The sequence below is a fragment of the Caulobacter sp. AP07 genome (assembly GCF_000281955.1).
GTDB lineage: Bacteria > Pseudomonadota > Alphaproteobacteria > Caulobacterales > Caulobacteraceae > Caulobacter.
On record NZ_AKKF01000291.1, the window covers coordinates 14,765 to 27,758 of the forward strand.

At 68.7% G+C, this 12,994-nt stretch carries 14 protein-coding genes; 5 read left to right on the forward strand and 9 right to left on the reverse strand.

Annotation, left to right across the window (positions count from 1 at the left end):
• Nucleotides 1-2: 2 nt before the first annotated feature.
• The 4 genes from PMI01_RS24050 to PMI01_RS24065 are packed head-to-tail and all read right to left on the reverse strand — an operon-like array spanning nt 3 to nt 4,928.
• Nucleotides 3-2,264, reverse strand: coding sequence for a chemotaxis protein CheA (locus PMI01_RS24050; protein WP_007675664.1), 2,262 nt, complete (start codon nt 2,262-2,264; stop codon nt 3-5).
• A gap of 41 nt (nt 2,265-2,305) precedes the next feature.
• Entirely contained in the window at nt 2,306-2,671 is a 366-nt protein-coding gene (locus PMI01_RS24055; RefSeq protein ID WP_007675671.1) for a response regulator, read from the reverse strand.
• On the reverse strand, nt 2,668-2,955 hold the full coding sequence (locus tag PMI01_RS24060; RefSeq protein WP_007675673.1) for an STAS domain-containing protein: 288 nt from the start codon (nt 2,953-2,955) through the stop codon (nt 2,668-2,670). The genes PMI01_RS24055 and PMI01_RS24060 overlap by 4 nt, the downstream gene beginning before the upstream one ends.
• A complete protein-coding gene (locus PMI01_RS24065; RefSeq protein WP_007675676.1) occupies nt 2,955-4,928 on the reverse strand; it encodes a methyl-accepting chemotaxis protein in 1,974 nt (657 codons plus the stop codon). The genes PMI01_RS24060 and PMI01_RS24065 overlap by 1 nt, the downstream gene beginning before the upstream one ends.
• A 366-nt stretch (nt 4,929-5,294) precedes the next feature.
• Between PMI01_RS24065 and PMI01_RS24070 the strand changes: the two genes are divergently transcribed.
• Nucleotides 5,295-5,606 carry a hypothetical protein gene (locus tag PMI01_RS24070; RefSeq protein ID WP_007675680.1) on the forward strand — a complete coding sequence of 104 codons (312 nt, stop codon included), beginning with the start codon at nt 5,295-5,297 and terminating at the stop codon, nt 5,604-5,606.
• 170 nt (nt 5,607-5,776) lie between these two features.
• On the opposite strand, the gene PMI01_RS24075 is transcribed toward PMI01_RS24070, so the two are convergent.
• The 3 genes from PMI01_RS24075 to PMI01_RS24085 all read right to left on the reverse strand — a co-directional run bounded on the left by PMI01_RS24075 (nt 5,777) and on the right by PMI01_RS24085 (nt 8,933).
• Nucleotides 5,777-6,925, reverse strand: a complete 1,149-nt coding sequence (locus PMI01_RS24075; RefSeq protein ID WP_007675682.1) for an acyl-CoA dehydrogenase family protein — start codon at nt 6,923-6,925, stop codon at nt 5,777-5,779.
• Between the two features lie 108 nt (nt 6,926-7,033).
• Nucleotides 7,034-8,437 carry an amino acid permease gene (locus tag PMI01_RS24080; RefSeq protein ID WP_007675685.1) on the reverse strand — a complete coding sequence of 468 codons (1,404 nt, stop codon included), beginning with the start codon at nt 8,435-8,437 and terminating at the stop codon, nt 7,034-7,036.
• A 238-nt stretch (nt 8,438-8,675) separates the two neighbouring features.
• Nucleotides 8,676-8,933 (reverse strand): DUF6356 family protein, encoded by a 258-nt coding sequence (locus tag PMI01_RS24085; RefSeq protein ID WP_007675687.1) that lies wholly within the window; start codon nt 8,931-8,933, stop codon nt 8,676-8,678.
• Between the two features lie 121 nt (nt 8,934-9,054).
• On the opposite strand from PMI01_RS24085, the gene PMI01_RS24090 reads away from it, so the two are divergent.
• The 3 genes from PMI01_RS24090 to PMI01_RS24100 all read left to right on the forward strand — a co-directional run bounded on the left by PMI01_RS24090 (nt 9,055) and on the right by PMI01_RS24100 (nt 11,368).
• Entirely contained in the window at nt 9,055-9,522 is a 468-nt protein-coding gene (locus PMI01_RS24090; RefSeq protein WP_007675688.1) for an Lrp/AsnC family transcriptional regulator, read from the forward strand.
• A gap of 63 nt (nt 9,523-9,585) precedes the next feature.
• Nucleotides 9,586-10,701, forward strand: coding sequence for a pyridoxal phosphate-dependent aminotransferase (locus PMI01_RS24095; RefSeq protein WP_007675689.1), 1,116 nt, complete (start codon nt 9,586-9,588; stop codon nt 10,699-10,701).
• A 298-nt stretch (nt 10,702-10,999) separates the two neighbouring features.
• Nucleotides 11,000-11,368, forward strand: coding sequence for a hypothetical protein (locus PMI01_RS24100; protein WP_007675690.1), 369 nt, complete (start codon nt 11,000-11,002; stop codon nt 11,366-11,368).
• A gap of 4 nt (nt 11,369-11,372) precedes the next feature.
• Here the strand turns inward: PMI01_RS24100 and PMI01_RS24105 are convergent, their stop codons facing one another.
• Nucleotides 11,373-12,011: a cysteine hydrolase gene (locus PMI01_RS24105; protein WP_007675691.1), complete on the reverse strand. Its 639-nt coding sequence runs from the start codon at nt 12,009-12,011 to the stop codon at nt 11,373-11,375.
• Nucleotides 12,012-12,014: 3 nt separating this feature from the next.
• Complete coding sequence (locus tag PMI01_RS24110; protein ID WP_007675693.1) at nt 12,015-12,347, reverse strand: hypothetical protein; 333 nt, start codon at nt 12,345-12,347, stop codon at nt 12,015-12,017.
• A gap of 96 nt (nt 12,348-12,443) precedes the next feature.
• On the opposite strand from PMI01_RS24110, the gene PMI01_RS24115 reads away from it, so the two are divergent.
• Nucleotides 12,444-12,794, forward strand: coding sequence for a winged helix-turn-helix transcriptional regulator (locus PMI01_RS24115; RefSeq protein ID WP_007675697.1), 351 nt, complete (start codon nt 12,444-12,446; stop codon nt 12,792-12,794).
• The last annotated feature ends 200 nt before the right edge of the window (nt 12,795-12,994 follow it).

A 12,994-nucleotide genomic window follows, 5' to 3' on the forward strand; every position in this document is an offset into this window, starting at 1 on the left:
GGCTATTCCGCGGCGATGAGAGTGGGGTCGGCCGGCGGCGGCGGTCCGCGACGGCGCAGGTTGATCACGGCGTCGACGTCGAGGATCAGGGCCACGCGGCCGTCGCCCAGGATCGTCGCGGCGGCGACGCCCTCGACCTGCTGGTAGTTCTGCTCCAGCGACTTGATGACCACCTGGCGCTGGCCGTGGATGGCGTCGGCCACCAGGGCGGCGCGCGAGCCGTCCTCGCCCTCGACCAGCAGCACCACGCCCTCGGTGGGCGGCGGCGAGCGGTCGCGGTAGTTCAGGGTCAGGCCCACGTCGATCAGCGGCACGAAGCTGTCGCGCACGGCCAGGACCGAACCGGTCGGACCCAGGGGCCGGATTTCCTCGGCCTTGGGCCGCAGGCTCTCGACGATGCAGGCCAGCGGGATGACCAGGGTCTCGCCGGCCACGTCGACCACCATGCCGTCCAGGACGGCCAGGGTCAGCGGCAGGCTGAGGGTGAAGGTCGAGCCCAGGCCCGGACGCGAGGCGATCGAGATGCGGCCGCCCAGCGCCTGGACGCTGCGCTTGACCACGTCCATGCCGACGCCGCGCCCCGAGACGTCCGAGATCTTGTCGGCGGTCGAGAAGCCCGGCAGGAAGATCAGATTGTCGATCTCCTCGTCGGTCAGGGTGAGGTCCGGCGAGATCAGGCCCTTCTTGACGGCGATCGACAGCACCCGCTCGCGGTTGATGCCCTTGCCGTCGTCCTGGACCTCGATGACGATCCGGCCGCTGCGGTGCAGGGCCGCCAGGCGCACGACGCCTTCGGGGTTCTTGCCGGCCGCCTTGCGCTCCTCTGGGCTTTCCAGCCCGTGGTCGATGGCGTTGCGCAGCATGTGAGTGATGGGATCGGCCAGACGCTCGATGACCGTCTTGTCGACCTCGGTGTTCTCGCCGTCCATCACCAGGCGGGCCTGCTTGCCGGTCATGTTGGCGACTTCGCGGACCAGGCGCGGCATGCGCTGGAACACCGACTTCACCGGCTGGGCGCGGATGGCCATGACGCTGTCCTGGATCTCGCGGGTCAGCTGTTCCAGCTCATCCAGACCCATGGCCAGGTTCGAGGACGGGGCGATGCCGTATTCGCCGACCCGTTGGGCCAGCATGGCCTGGTTGATGACCAGCTCGCCGACCAGGTCGATCAGGCGGTCGATGCGCTCGGGGTCGACGCGGATCACCGACTGGCCGGGACCGGGCACCTCGATCTGGGCCGGCTTGGCGGCCGGGGCGGCGGCCGGGGCATTGGCGGCCACCGGCGGCGTCGCGGGAACGGGAGCCGAGACGGCGACCGGCGCGGGCGGCGGGGCTTCGGCCACCGGCGCGACGGCGATCGGCGCTTCGACGGGCGTGGCGGGTTCGGGGAGGGCGACGTCCATCAGGCTGGCCAGCACGTCGGCGACGGGCGCCGCGCCGCGGGTGATTTCCAGTTCGCAGTCGCCATCGACGAATTCGAAGACTTCGCGGATGGCCTCTTCGCCCTGCTCGGTCTCGAGCCGGACGCTCCAGGTGACATAGGCGGCTTCGGCGTCGAGGAATTCCAGGGTCGGCAGGGCGCTGTCGTCCAGGGTCGCCTGGATCGGGCCGAGACGCGCCAGCTCGCGCAGCAGCAGGCCGGTCTCGTTGGCCTTGCGGTAAAGGTCCGACTTCGGACGGATCGAGACGGTCCAGACATTGTCGAGCACGGCCACGTCGGCGGCCTGGGCGTCGAGGCTGATGGTCATCGGCTGGAAGTCGAAGCCCAGGTCGTCGTCGTCGTCCATGCCGTCATCAGCGCCGATGACGATCGGCGTGAAGCCCTCGAACTCGGGCTCGGCTTCGGCCGGCGCGGCGGCGGCCGCGATTGGGGCGGCGCTGGGATCGGTCCAGGCCTTCAGCTCGGCGGCCATGGCGGCCGAGGCGTCCATGTCCACCATGCCCAGGCCGCGGGCGGCGCTGACATGGTCGGCCAGCACGTCCGAAGCGCGCAGCAGCACGGCGGTCAGGTCGGCGGTGCCGGGAATCTCGTTCGAACGCAGCGCGTCGAGCAGCGTCTCGAACACGTGGGCGAAGCGCACCAGCGGCTCGAGGCCGAACGCCCCCGCCCCGCCTTTGATCGAGTGCACGGCGCGGAACACGGCGTTGACGGTGTCGCCATCGTCGTTGCCGTCCTGCATGGCCAAGAGCCCGCCTTCAAGATCGGCGAGGAGTTCCTCGCATTCCTGAAAGAAGGTGACCTTGATGGCCTCTAGCTCGTCCATTCCCCGACTTCCTACAAAGCGCCCTGGTGTTTAGCGGTCGATCAGGCCGCGACGCGGCGGATGGCTTCGACCAGCTTCTCGGGGTTGAACGGCTTGACGATCCAGCCTGTCGCGCCGGCTTCGCGGGCCCGCTGCTTCTTGCCGGGATCGCTTTCGGTGGTCAGCACCAGGATCGGGATGGCGCGATAGTCGTCGTCGACCCGCACCGCCTCGATAAAGCCGAAGCCGTCCAGCTTGGGCATGTTGATGTCGGTGATGATCACGTCGGGGCGATGAGCGGAGAGAACCTCCAGCCCATGCTCGCCGTCGACGGCTTCGACGACATTGAACCCGGCGCCGGAGAGAGCCATGCGCAGCATGTCCCGCATCGTGCGTGAGTCATCGACCGTGAGGACAGTACGCGTCACGATGCAGCTCCTTGGTAATCCGCCTGCAGCAGCGCCCCTTCGGCGCCGAACAGACGAGCGGTTTCAACAAAGGCCTCGGAAGGGGCCGTGATCGAAAAGGGCTTGCCGTCTTCCGCCCAGGCCTTGCGGGCCGCGAGCAGGACCTGCAGGCACAGGCCGCCGAGCCGGCGAACCTGATCGGCATGGACTTCGATGTCCTGACCTCGACGCTCGACGAACGCCTGCTTGAGAGGACCCGAAGCCTTGAGATCAAGGGTTTCGGGCAAGGCGATCGCTGTCGTCATCAGAACTCCTCCCACCCGTCGCTGGCCGGGGCGGCGGCGGTGGCGGCTCCGCCACGACCGGGTCGGGCGAAGGTGTTGAGGCGGGCGCGCTGCTCGGCCACGGGATTGTGGGCCGGCGCGTGGTAGGCGGGGTCGGCCATCTGCGGACGCTCGTAGGACGCCGTCTGCTGGCGGCCGTCGCCGACCCGGAAGCGACCGATCAGGCGCACCAGCTCACCGGTCTCGCCCTTCAGCGAGTGGGTGGCGGCGGTCGATTGCTCGACCATCGCGGCGTTCTGCTGGGTCACCTGGTCCATCTGGTTGACGGCGGTGTTGACCTCGTTGAGGCCGGTCGCCTGTTCGGCGGCCGAGGCGGCGATCTCGGTGACCAGGGCGTCGATCTCGCCGACCTTGACCACGATCCGCTGCAGGGCCTCGCCGGTCTGGCCGACCAGGTTGACGCCCTGGCTGACCTGCTGGGTCGAGGACGAGATCAGGGTCTTGATCTCCTTGGCCGCTTCGGCCGAGCGCTGGGCCAGGGCCCGCACTTCCTGGGCGACCACCGCGAAGCCGCGGCCGGCGTCACCGGCCCGCGCCGCTTCGACGCCGGCGTTCAGGGCCAGCAGGTTGGTCTGGAAGGCGATCTCGTCGATGACGCCGATGATCTGGTTGATCTTCTTGGACGAGTCCTCGATGGCGCCCATGGCCGACACGGCCTCGTGCACGACCTGGCCCGAATGGGTGGCCTCGCCGCGGGTGCTGGAGACGACTTCCGAGGCCTGCTTGGCGCCGCTGGCGGTGCGGCGCACCGTGGCGGTCAGCTCGTCCAGGGCGGCGGCGGTCTCTTCCAGCGAGGCGGCCTGCTGCTCGGTGCGGCGCGACAGGTCGTCCGAGGCGTGGGCGATCTCGTCGGCGCCGGTGCGCAGGCCGTCCGTCGAGGCCGCGATGACCTTGATGGTTTCCTGCAGCTGGGTGATGGCGGCGTTGAAGTCGTCCTTCAGCTTGCGGTACTCGCCGGGGAAGTCGGCCTGGACGCGGAAGGTCAGGTCGCCCTTGGCCAGGTGCTCCAGCGCGTCGGCCAGCGACGACACCACCAGGGCGTTCTCGCGGGCGGCGGTGGCGGCGGCCTCTTCCTTGGCGCGACGCTCGTCGGCGGTCAGGGCGGCGGACTTCTCCTGCTCGGCGCGCAGCTGCTCGAGGTGCAGCTGGTTGTCGCGGAACACCTTCAGCGAACGGACGATCGCGCCCAGCTCATCGCCGCGGGTCAGCTTTTCCAGGTCGATGCCGTTGTCGCCCTGCGACAGCTTCTCGGTGGCCCCGGCGATGTCGCCGATCGACTTGCGGGTGGTCATCACGGTCATGAAGGCCAGGCCGGCGACCGCGCAGAGCGTGATCAGCGACATGACGATCGTCGCGCTCATCGCGGCGTTGGCCTCGGCCTGGCGCTTGGTGGCCTGGGTCGTGGCGCGGGCGGCGGCGTCATCGACGACCGTCTGCAGCTGGGCGGCCATCTTGACGTAGGTGTCTTCGAAGCTGCCGGCGAAGCTCATCGCCATGCCGGTGTCGACGTCGATCATGCCGCTGACCGTGTCGATGGCGCTGCGGCATTCGTCGAGCGACTTGACCAGGGTGGCGATCTTCGGACGCTCCGAGGCGGGCAGGCGGGCCGCGAGGGCCTTGGTTTCCTTGCCCAGGGTGTCGAACTCGGCGAGCAGCTGGGTGATGCGCGGTCCGGCCGCCGGCGCCATCGGATCGGCCTTGGAGGCCAGGATCTGATAGAGCGTGCCGTGCGCCTTGGTGATGCGGCGCGACAGCGACTGGATCTCGCTGTTGATGCGCATGTCCTGTTCGACCACCTGCCTGAGCGCGGCCGACTGGCTCTTCTGGACGATGATCGCCCCACCGGCCATCAGGGCCAGCATCAGAAGCGCGAACGCCGGCGCGAAGCCGATTTTGATGATCAATGGAAGATCGACGAGCCGGAAGCGCTTCATCGGTTATGTCCCCTCTTGCGGCGGGCCGTGCGCACGGATCACCAACGTCGAGGGGGATCATCACGGTATAATCCTAACAGTTCCTGACTTTGGTTAAGGGTGCTTGGCCGCAGGGGGTGTCGCACCCCGCCAACGCCGGATCATGGCGTTGGTTCCAAAGGGATTCTCGGGCCCGCGCCCGCGTATCTCTAGAGTCTAGTTTCAGGAGAAACTTAAGTCCCGACCAAGTATGCGTGGTTACCAATAAGTAAAAATGCATATTCTTTCGATGACTCAGGATATTTTAACTCGCACCTGCAAAAAAGCTCAGGCGTCCAGACGGCGCGACCGTCCGAAGGGCGTGACAACACTATTAGGAGCAGCGGGATGAAATATCCGATCGCTATTGCCGCGGGAATCGCTGGCAGCTTGTTCGTGGCTCAAGCGGCTTCGGCCGCCGGTGGCTTTGAAGACCAGATGGGCCGTTGCCTGCAACAATTCGCCAACACCCGCGACGCCGCCCAGGTGATGCTGGAATGCACCGCCGACGCCGGCAAGCTCTCGGCCTGCAAGGTCGTGGACAACAGCGCCGCGGGCAAGGGCTTCGACAAGGCCGCCATGTGCATCGCTGAAAAGCTGCCGATGGGCGCCAAGACCGGCACCGTGAAGGTTCCGTTCCGCTTCCCGGGCGGCGCGTAAGCCTAAAGCTCCCGCCCCAGGCTTTCCTGGGGGGATCTAACACGCCTCCGCTGGCTCCGCCGGAGCGTCCTTACAGGGGACGTTCCGGCCCGGGGCCAGCGGGGGCGTTTTGCGTTTGAGGTCGTGCGCCGGACGGGGACAGGCACATGTGCCTGTCCCCGGCAGCCCCCCTACCCCCCGCGTTTGATCGTCTCGCGGGCGATGACCAGTTGCTGGATCTGGCTGGTCCCCTCGTAGATCCGGAAGATCCGCACGTCGCGGTACAGCCGCTCGATGCCGTAGTCGGCGACATAGCCGGCCCCGCCGAAGATCTGCACCGCCCGGTCGGCGACCCGGCCGACCATCTCCGAGGCGAACAGCTTGGCGGCGGCGGCCTCCAGGGTGACGTTCTCGCCGGCGTCGCGCTTGCGGGCGGTCTCCAGGACCAGGGCCTTGGCCGCCAGGGCTTCGGTCTTGCTGTCGGCGATCATCGCCTGGATCAGCTGGAAACTGGCGATCGGCTGGCCGAACTGCTTGCGCTCGCTGGCATAGGCCACGCAGTCGACCAACAGCCGCTCGGCCACGCCCACGCAGACCCCGGCGATGTGCAGCCGCCCGCGGTCGAGCACCTGCATCGCCACCCGAAAGCCCGAGCCCTCCTCGCCCAGCCGGTTCCAGGCCGGCACGCGGACATTGTCGAAGGTGACGTCGTGGATGTGGGCGCCCTGCTGGCCCATCTTCTTCTCGGGCTTGCTGACCGACAGGCCGGGCAGGTCGCGCGGCACCAGGAAGGCCGAGACGCCCGAACCGCCCTTGGCGTCGGGATTGGTCCGCGCCATCACCGTGAACAGCGAGGCCTTGCCGGCGTTGGTGATGTAGCGCTTGGAGCCGTTCAGCACATAGTCGTCGCCGTCGCGGACGGCGCGGGTCTGGACGGCGGCGCTGTCGGAGCCGGCCTCGGCTTCCGTCAGGGCGAACGAGGTGATGATCTGGCCCGAGGCGATGCCCGGCAGCCACTTGGCCTTCTGCGCGTCGGTGCCGAACATCACCAGCCCCTGGCTGCCGATGCCGACATTGGTGCCGAACACCGAGCGGAAGGCCGGCGAGGCGCGGCCCACCTCGATGCCCACCAGGCATTCCTCCTCCATGTTCAGGCCCAGGCCGCCGAAGTCCTCGGGGATCGACAGGCCGAACAGGCCCAGCCCCTTCATCTCCTCGACGACCTCAGCGGGCACCGCGTCGTCCTCGGCCACCTTGGCCTCGATCGGACGCAGCCGCTCGGTCACGAAACGGCGGACCGTGTCGATCAGCTGATCACGGGTCTCGAGGTCCAGGGCCATGGCGTTCCTTCCTGCGTCAAACACTTGTTTTGCGCAGACTGTAGCGAGGGAGCGCCAGAAGGGAAGAGCCGGCGCCGCGCGCAGGCGGCGCCGGGATGGTCAGGCCGCTCAGGCCCTGGCCAGGGCGCTCTTGCGCACGCCGTAGAGGAAGTAGACCGCGAACCCGATCCCGTGGGCGTAGAGGAAGTAGGTCTGGGTCTTGGCCGGCAGGCTGGAGAACAGGTAGAGGCAGCCGAGGATCGCGCCCGGGGCCACCACCTGCCAGATCGGCGTCGAGAACACCCGGACGCGGCCCGGGTCGCGGACCCGCAGGATGATCACCGACAGCCCCACGGCGATGAAGGCCGCCAGGGTGCCGGCATTGGCCAGCTCGGCGATGTCCTTCAGCGACAGCAGGCCCGACAGCACCGCCGACAGGGCCCCGGTCAGCAGGGTCATCAGCACCGGCGTGCCGGTCTTGGCGTTGACCTTGGCAAGGCCGGCCGGCAGCAGGCCGTCGCGGGCCATGACGAAGAAGATCCGGCTCTGGCCGTACATGAAGGCCAGGATCACGGTCGGCAGGGCGACCACGGCCGCCAGGGCGACCACCTGGGCCATCCTCGGATATTTCAGGGTCTCCAGGATGAAGACCAGCGGGGCCTCGCTCTTGGAGAACACCTCGGCCCGCGAGGCGCCGATCGCGACGGCGGCCACCACCATGTAGATCAGGGTGCAGACCAGCATCGAGCCGACGATGCCGATGGTCAGGTCGCGCTTGGGGTTCTTGGTCTCCTCGGCGGCGGTCGACACCGCGTCGAAGCCGTAGAAGGCGAAGAAGATCAGGCTGGCGGCGGCCATCACCCCGACCTTGACGCCGTCGGGGCCCGCGGTGGCCGCGAAGCCGTTGGGCATGAACGGCGTGAAGTGGCTGGCGTCGAACACCGGCAGGGTCAGGACCACGAAGGCGGCCAGGGCCAGGATCTTGATCGCCACCAGCACCATGTTGACCGTGGCGCTCTCCTTGGTGCCCAGGGCCAGCAGCCCGGCGACGGCGAACGAAATGATCACCGCCGGCAGGTTCACCAGGCCGCCGGCGTGCGGGCCGGCCAGCAGGAACTCGGGGAAACCGGCCAGGCGGAACAGGCCCTGGGCGTGGGCCGACCAGCCCACCGCGACGGCCGCGCAGACCAGGGTGTATTCGAGGATCAGGCTCCAGCCGACGAACCAGGCCACCGGCTCGCCCATGGCCACGTAGCTGTAGGTATAGGCGCTGCCCGAGGCCGGGATCATCGTCGACAGCTCGGCGTAGCACAGGGCCGCGCAGGCGCAGACCGCCCCGGCGATCAGGAACGACAGGATCACCCCCGGCCCTGCCAGCCCGGCCCCGACCCCGGTCAGGGTGTAGATGCCGGTGCCGACGATGGCCCCGACCCCCAGGGCGACCAGGTGGTACCAGCTCAGCGTCTTCTTCAGCTGGTGCGCGGCGTCGCCGGCGGCGGTGTCGATCGCCTTGCGGCGCGTCCAGAAACTCATGCGGTCCTCCCGACTCTCGGGGCGGACGATGGGCTAGCGACGCTTCGCCGCCAAGAGGGAGAATTTGCTCCGCCCGCGACCTTTTCTGACAGGCGCGTGCAGCCGGTGTCACAAGCCCGGCAATCCTCCCCCTGTGGGGGAGGCGATCGCGCAGCGATCGGTGGGGGGAGTTTTGGGGTCGCAGATCGCAAGCCGCGACCCGAACGTCCTTCTCCCCTTGCGGGAGAAGGAAGGAGCTTCAGATCACCGCGTCGAAGGCCGCCCAGTTCGGGACCTGGGCGTCGCTTCCAGGCTTGCGTCCCCGGTTGGCGATCCGCGTGTACAGCAGCTTCACGCAGCGGCTGCCCGTGGTCTCGAACAGGAACGGGAAGATCCCGTGGACGAAGCACGCCGCGCCGCCCAGCAGCATCGGGAAGGCGAAGCTCCAGGCCATGGCCATGTGCTCGCCATAGGTCTCGTCGACGGAACGCGGATGGCGGGTGAAAGCGTCGAACATGGCAAGTCCTCAAGAATGCGCGAAGTCCATGATGCGCCTGTTCGCGAGAATGGCATGGTCTCAGACGCGGCCTCGTGGCAGGAATGGAGAATTCTGTTCTCTTGATGGGCATGCTTAGAGAATGATCTCACTGGATCAGATCGATCGCCGCCTGCTGGCCATCCTGCAGCAGGACGTCACCACGCCGATCGCCGAACTGGCCGAGCGGGTCGGGCTGTCGCAGACCCCGTGCTGGAAACGGGTCAAGCGCCTGCAGGACGGCGGGGTGATCACCGCCCGCGTCGCCCTGATCGACCGCGAGGCCCTGGACCTGTCGCTGACGGTGTTCGTGGCCGTGAAGACCGGCCATCACGACGAGGAATGGCTGGCCACCTTCGCGGCCGGGGCCAAGGCCCTGCCCGAGGTGATCGAGTTCTACCGGATGAGCGGCGATGTCGACTACCTGCTCAAGGTCGTGGTTCGCGACATCGCCGCCTATGACCGCTTCTACCGCCGGCTGATCGCCACCGCCCCGCTCACCGACGTCAGTTCCAGCTTCGCCATGGAGCAGATCAAGTTCACCACCGCCCTGCCGATCCAGACGTCTTGAGCGGCCCGTCGCGAACGTGTCACGTCCGACCTCTACGGACCGGGCGACGATAGGAGCGGAACCATGGACACCACGCGGCGCACGGCTTTTGGACTGCTGATCGGCGGCGCGGCGCTCGCGCCCGGTCTGGCCCCGGGCCTGGCGGGCGCCGCCGAGACCTCGGTCGATCCCAAGGCCCCGCCGGCCATCCGCGCCCACCTGGGCGTCACCGAAAACCCCTACGGCCCCAGCCCCGCCGCCCGCCGCGCGGCGATCAAGGCCATGGACGAGGCCGCCTACTACGCCTGGTCGCTGGAGCCGCCGCTGGTCGAGGCCATCGCCCGGCGCGAGGGCGTCCGCCCCGACCAGGTCGGCCTGTGCAACGGCTCGCTGGAGGCGCTGTCGCTGCTCTCCAGCGAATTTGGCCTCAAGGGCCCGGTCGTCTCGGCCCAGCCCAGCTACGCCACGCCCCTGCTCTACGCCGAGCGCCGGGGGGCCAGGCTCGACTGGGTCCAGCTGGCCGCCGACCAGCAGATCGACCTGCCGGCCCTGGCCGCCAGGTCGAAGGGCGCCGGCGCGGTCTATGTCTGCAATCCCAACAACCCGACCGGCCTGCTGCTCGACCCGGCCGCCCTGCGCGCCTTCTGCGTGGAGACCGCCAAGACCGCGCCGGTGATCGTCGACGAGGCCTATATCGAGATCAGCCCCGACCCGGCGGTCCATTCGATGGTCGACCTGGTGCGAGCCGGTCACGACGTGGTCGTGGCCCGCACCTTCTCCAAGGTCTACGGCATGGCCGGGCTGCGGGTGGGCTTCGTCATCGCCCAGCCGGCGCGGATCAAGCAGCTGAAGAGCCTGATCCCGACCCACAAGGGCCGCCCCGGCCTGGCCGCCGCCCTGGCCTGCTATGGCGACCCCGCCTATCTGGCCGGGACCAAGGCCTATCTGGAAGGCTGCCGCAAGAAGATCTACGCGATCTGCCAGGCCAACGGTCTGAGCTACCTGCCGTCGCACGGCACCTATGTGTTCGTGGACTGCGGCAAGCCGAACCTGGCGTTCCAGAAGACCCTGGCCGGGCTGGGCGTCGAGGTGCGGGTGTTCGACAGCCCGCGCCATCCGACCTGGATCCGGGTGGGCACGGCCAGCCCGGCGGAGCTGGACGTGTTCGCCGAGGTGTTGCCGAAGGCGCTGAAGGCCTGACAGCGAAAAGTTATCCACAGCCCCCCCCCTTCCTTCTCCCCTTGCGGGAGAAGGTGTCGGCGTAGCCGACGGATGAGGGGTCGAAAACCAGGACCGCCGCGACAAGCCGAAGGGCCGATCGCGGCGGCTTTCGTTTGAGAGACCCCTCACCCGTCGGCCTTCGGCCGCCACCCTCTCCCGCAAGGGGAGAGGGAGTCTATCCCCATCGATCGCTGAACAAAGTGAAGCAAATTCAGCCCTTTACACAAAAACGCACATTTCCCGTCCCCACCCTCCGGGGCGGCCTCATGCTCGTGTCATGACCCAGACCGACATCCCCACCTGGTGCCTGAACCTGCAGCTGAAGCTGATGGCCGCCCTCGACGCGGCCTGGGCGATCCTGGACGCCAGCGACGACCCGGCCGAGATCCGCCGGGCCCGCGACAAGGCCAAGGCCTGCGGCGATGGCCGCCGGGCCCGCAAGGTGGCCCTGATCGTCCCCGCCGGCCGCGCCAGGCCGCTCGTCGACGCCGTGGCGGCGGGCCTGTCCGCCACCAAGGCCGTGGCCGACCTGAAGGCGGCGATCACCGCCCCGCCCGCCCTCGTGGCGGCCCCCGTGGCGGCTCAGACCGAACACGCCCGCCGCGCCCTCGACAAGCTCAAGGGCGGGCGCCGCGGGCGATTGTGAGGGACTAACGCGCCATCAGCGCCGTCAGGGCGGCGACGTCGGTGATGATGGCGTCGCCGGCGAAGCGCAGCGATTCGAGGGAGCGTTGGGCGGCGTCCTCGTGGCCCGCGCCGCAGGCGTCGGCGACGATGATCGGGATGAAGCCCAGGTCGGCCGCGTGCCGGGCCGTGGGCTCGATGCCGATCTCCAGGGCGATGCCCATCAGCACCACCGCCTGGACGCCGCTGTCGCGTAGGGCCGTGGCCAGGGGCGTGCCCTCGAAGGCCGACATGGCCAGCTTGTCGAACACCGCGTCGTCGGCGTGGGGCGCCAGGTCCGGCACGATCTCCCACGGCGGCGAATCGCGCAGGAACCACGGCGAGACCTCGGCCGGCTCGGACTTGCGCTGCCAGGCCATGGCCATGCGCAACTGCGTCACGCCCATCCAGGGCTTGGAGAGCGAAAGGTGGCGGGTATAGGCCACGCGATAGCCGGCCCGCCGCGCGACGGCCAGCACCTCGGCGCAGCGGGCGGTGACCGCCGCGCCCGAGGCGATCTGGCCGCAGATGCCCGCCTGCATGTCGTAGACCAGCACCGCCGTCCGCGACGGATCGCACAGGTCCGCTAGGTCGGTCGGAATATCCAGGGAATTGAACCGTTTCATGCCTCACCCAACAAGCGTGCGATCCAGTGGCGGCGCGACATCGACCGACGGATCGAACAGGAACTCCAGCGGCAAGGGCGCGTCCAGGGCGATGAACTCCCAGGAAATCAGGCCGGCCTTGCTGAGCGGGAAGTCCTCCACGTAACGCCGGGCGGCGTCCACCCCCTCGCATTCGAAGACGATGACCACGCCCGGCTCGTCGGCACGGGCGTAGTTCTCGCGCACCACCCCGGCCTTCCACAGCCGCCAGACATTGGCCACCTCCTCGCGCAGATAGGGGCGCAGCGTGTCGAGGGTGACGCCGGGATTGAAGCGGTCGAAGGCGATGATTTTCATGATGGCGGGCTCCCTGCGCTGGCCTAGGATCGCAGCTAGGCCGGGGCGTCGAACGCGTTCAACGCACCAGTTGGTAAGCCGCCGGGAGGTTTGGACTTGAAGCGCATCCCCAGGACCTACGGCTGCCCCGTCGAGGTCTCGCTCGAACTGCTGGGCGGCAAGTGGAAGCCGGTGATCCTGGCGCGCCTGAAGGACAGCCCCCTGACCTACGGCCAGCTTCGGGGCGCCATACCCGCCCTCAGCGACAAGGTGCTCAGCGAGCGGCTGAAGGCCCTGACCGAACAGGGCCTGGTGGTGCGCGAGCCCGACGCCCGGGCGCCGGACCGCAACCTCTATCGCCTCAGCGATCGGGGCCAGTCGCTGCGGCCGGTGCTGGAGGCGCTCTACGCCTGGGGCCAGGGCGCCGCCCGCGACCTGGACCTGCGGATTCGCGATGGGGCGGGTTAGGTTTCGGAGCGACCCGCGGCCTCGCGATCGCGCTCGTATCGTCTCGGGGGCTTCCGTCAAGCCGACTTTCTGAAAGTCCGAGAGGGGTGGAAGGTGGACGTCTGAAGCGCCCGCTTCTGATGAAGGCCGTGCACACGGAACCCCTCTCTCTTTGAGAGAGGGAGGGGCCCGCCGCCGCAGGCGGTGGGAGGGTGAGAGGT

What these genes read in the sequence shown, in the direction of transcription:
- PMI01_RS24050 (WP_007675664.1), bottom strand. Translation starts at nt 2,264, where the DNA reads ATGGACGAGCTAGAGGCCATCAAGGTCACCTTCTTTCAGGAATGCGAG.
- PMI01_RS24060 (WP_007675673.1), bottom strand. Translation starts at nt 2,955, where the DNA reads ATGACGACAGCGATCGCCTTGCCCGAAACCCTTGATCTCAAGGCTTCG.
- PMI01_RS24065 (WP_007675676.1), bottom strand. Translation starts at nt 4,928, where the DNA reads ATGAAGCGCTTCCGGCTCGTCGATCTTCCATTGATCATCAAAATCGGC.
- PMI01_RS24070 (WP_007675680.1), top strand. Translation starts at nt 5,295, where the DNA reads ATGAAATATCCGATCGCTATTGCCGCGGGAATCGCTGGCAGCTTGTTC.
- PMI01_RS24075 (WP_007675682.1), bottom strand. Translation starts at nt 6,925, where the DNA reads ATGGCCCTGGACCTCGAGACCCGTGATCAGCTGATCGACACGGTCCGC.
- PMI01_RS24080 (WP_007675685.1), bottom strand. Translation starts at nt 8,437, where the DNA reads ATGAGTTTCTGGACGCGCCGCAAGGCGATCGACACCGCCGCCGGCGAC.
- PMI01_RS24085 (WP_007675687.1), bottom strand. Translation starts at nt 8,933, where the DNA reads ATGTTCGACGCTTTCACCCGCCATCCGCGTTCCGTCGACGAGACCTAT.
- PMI01_RS24090 (WP_007675688.1), top strand. Translation starts at nt 9,055, where the DNA reads ATGATCTCACTGGATCAGATCGATCGCCGCCTGCTGGCCATCCTGCAG.
- PMI01_RS24095 (WP_007675689.1), top strand. Translation starts at nt 9,586, where the DNA reads ATGGACACCACGCGGCGCACGGCTTTTGGACTGCTGATCGGCGGCGCG.
- PMI01_RS24100 (WP_007675690.1), top strand. Translation starts at nt 11,000, where the DNA reads ATGACCCAGACCGACATCCCCACCTGGTGCCTGAACCTGCAGCTGAAG.
- PMI01_RS24105 (WP_007675691.1), bottom strand. Translation starts at nt 12,011, where the DNA reads ATGAAACGGTTCAATTCCCTGGATATTCCGACCGACCTAGCGGACCTG.
- PMI01_RS24110 (WP_007675693.1), bottom strand. Translation starts at nt 12,347, where the DNA reads ATGAAAATCATCGCCTTCGACCGCTTCAATCCCGGCGTCACCCTCGAC.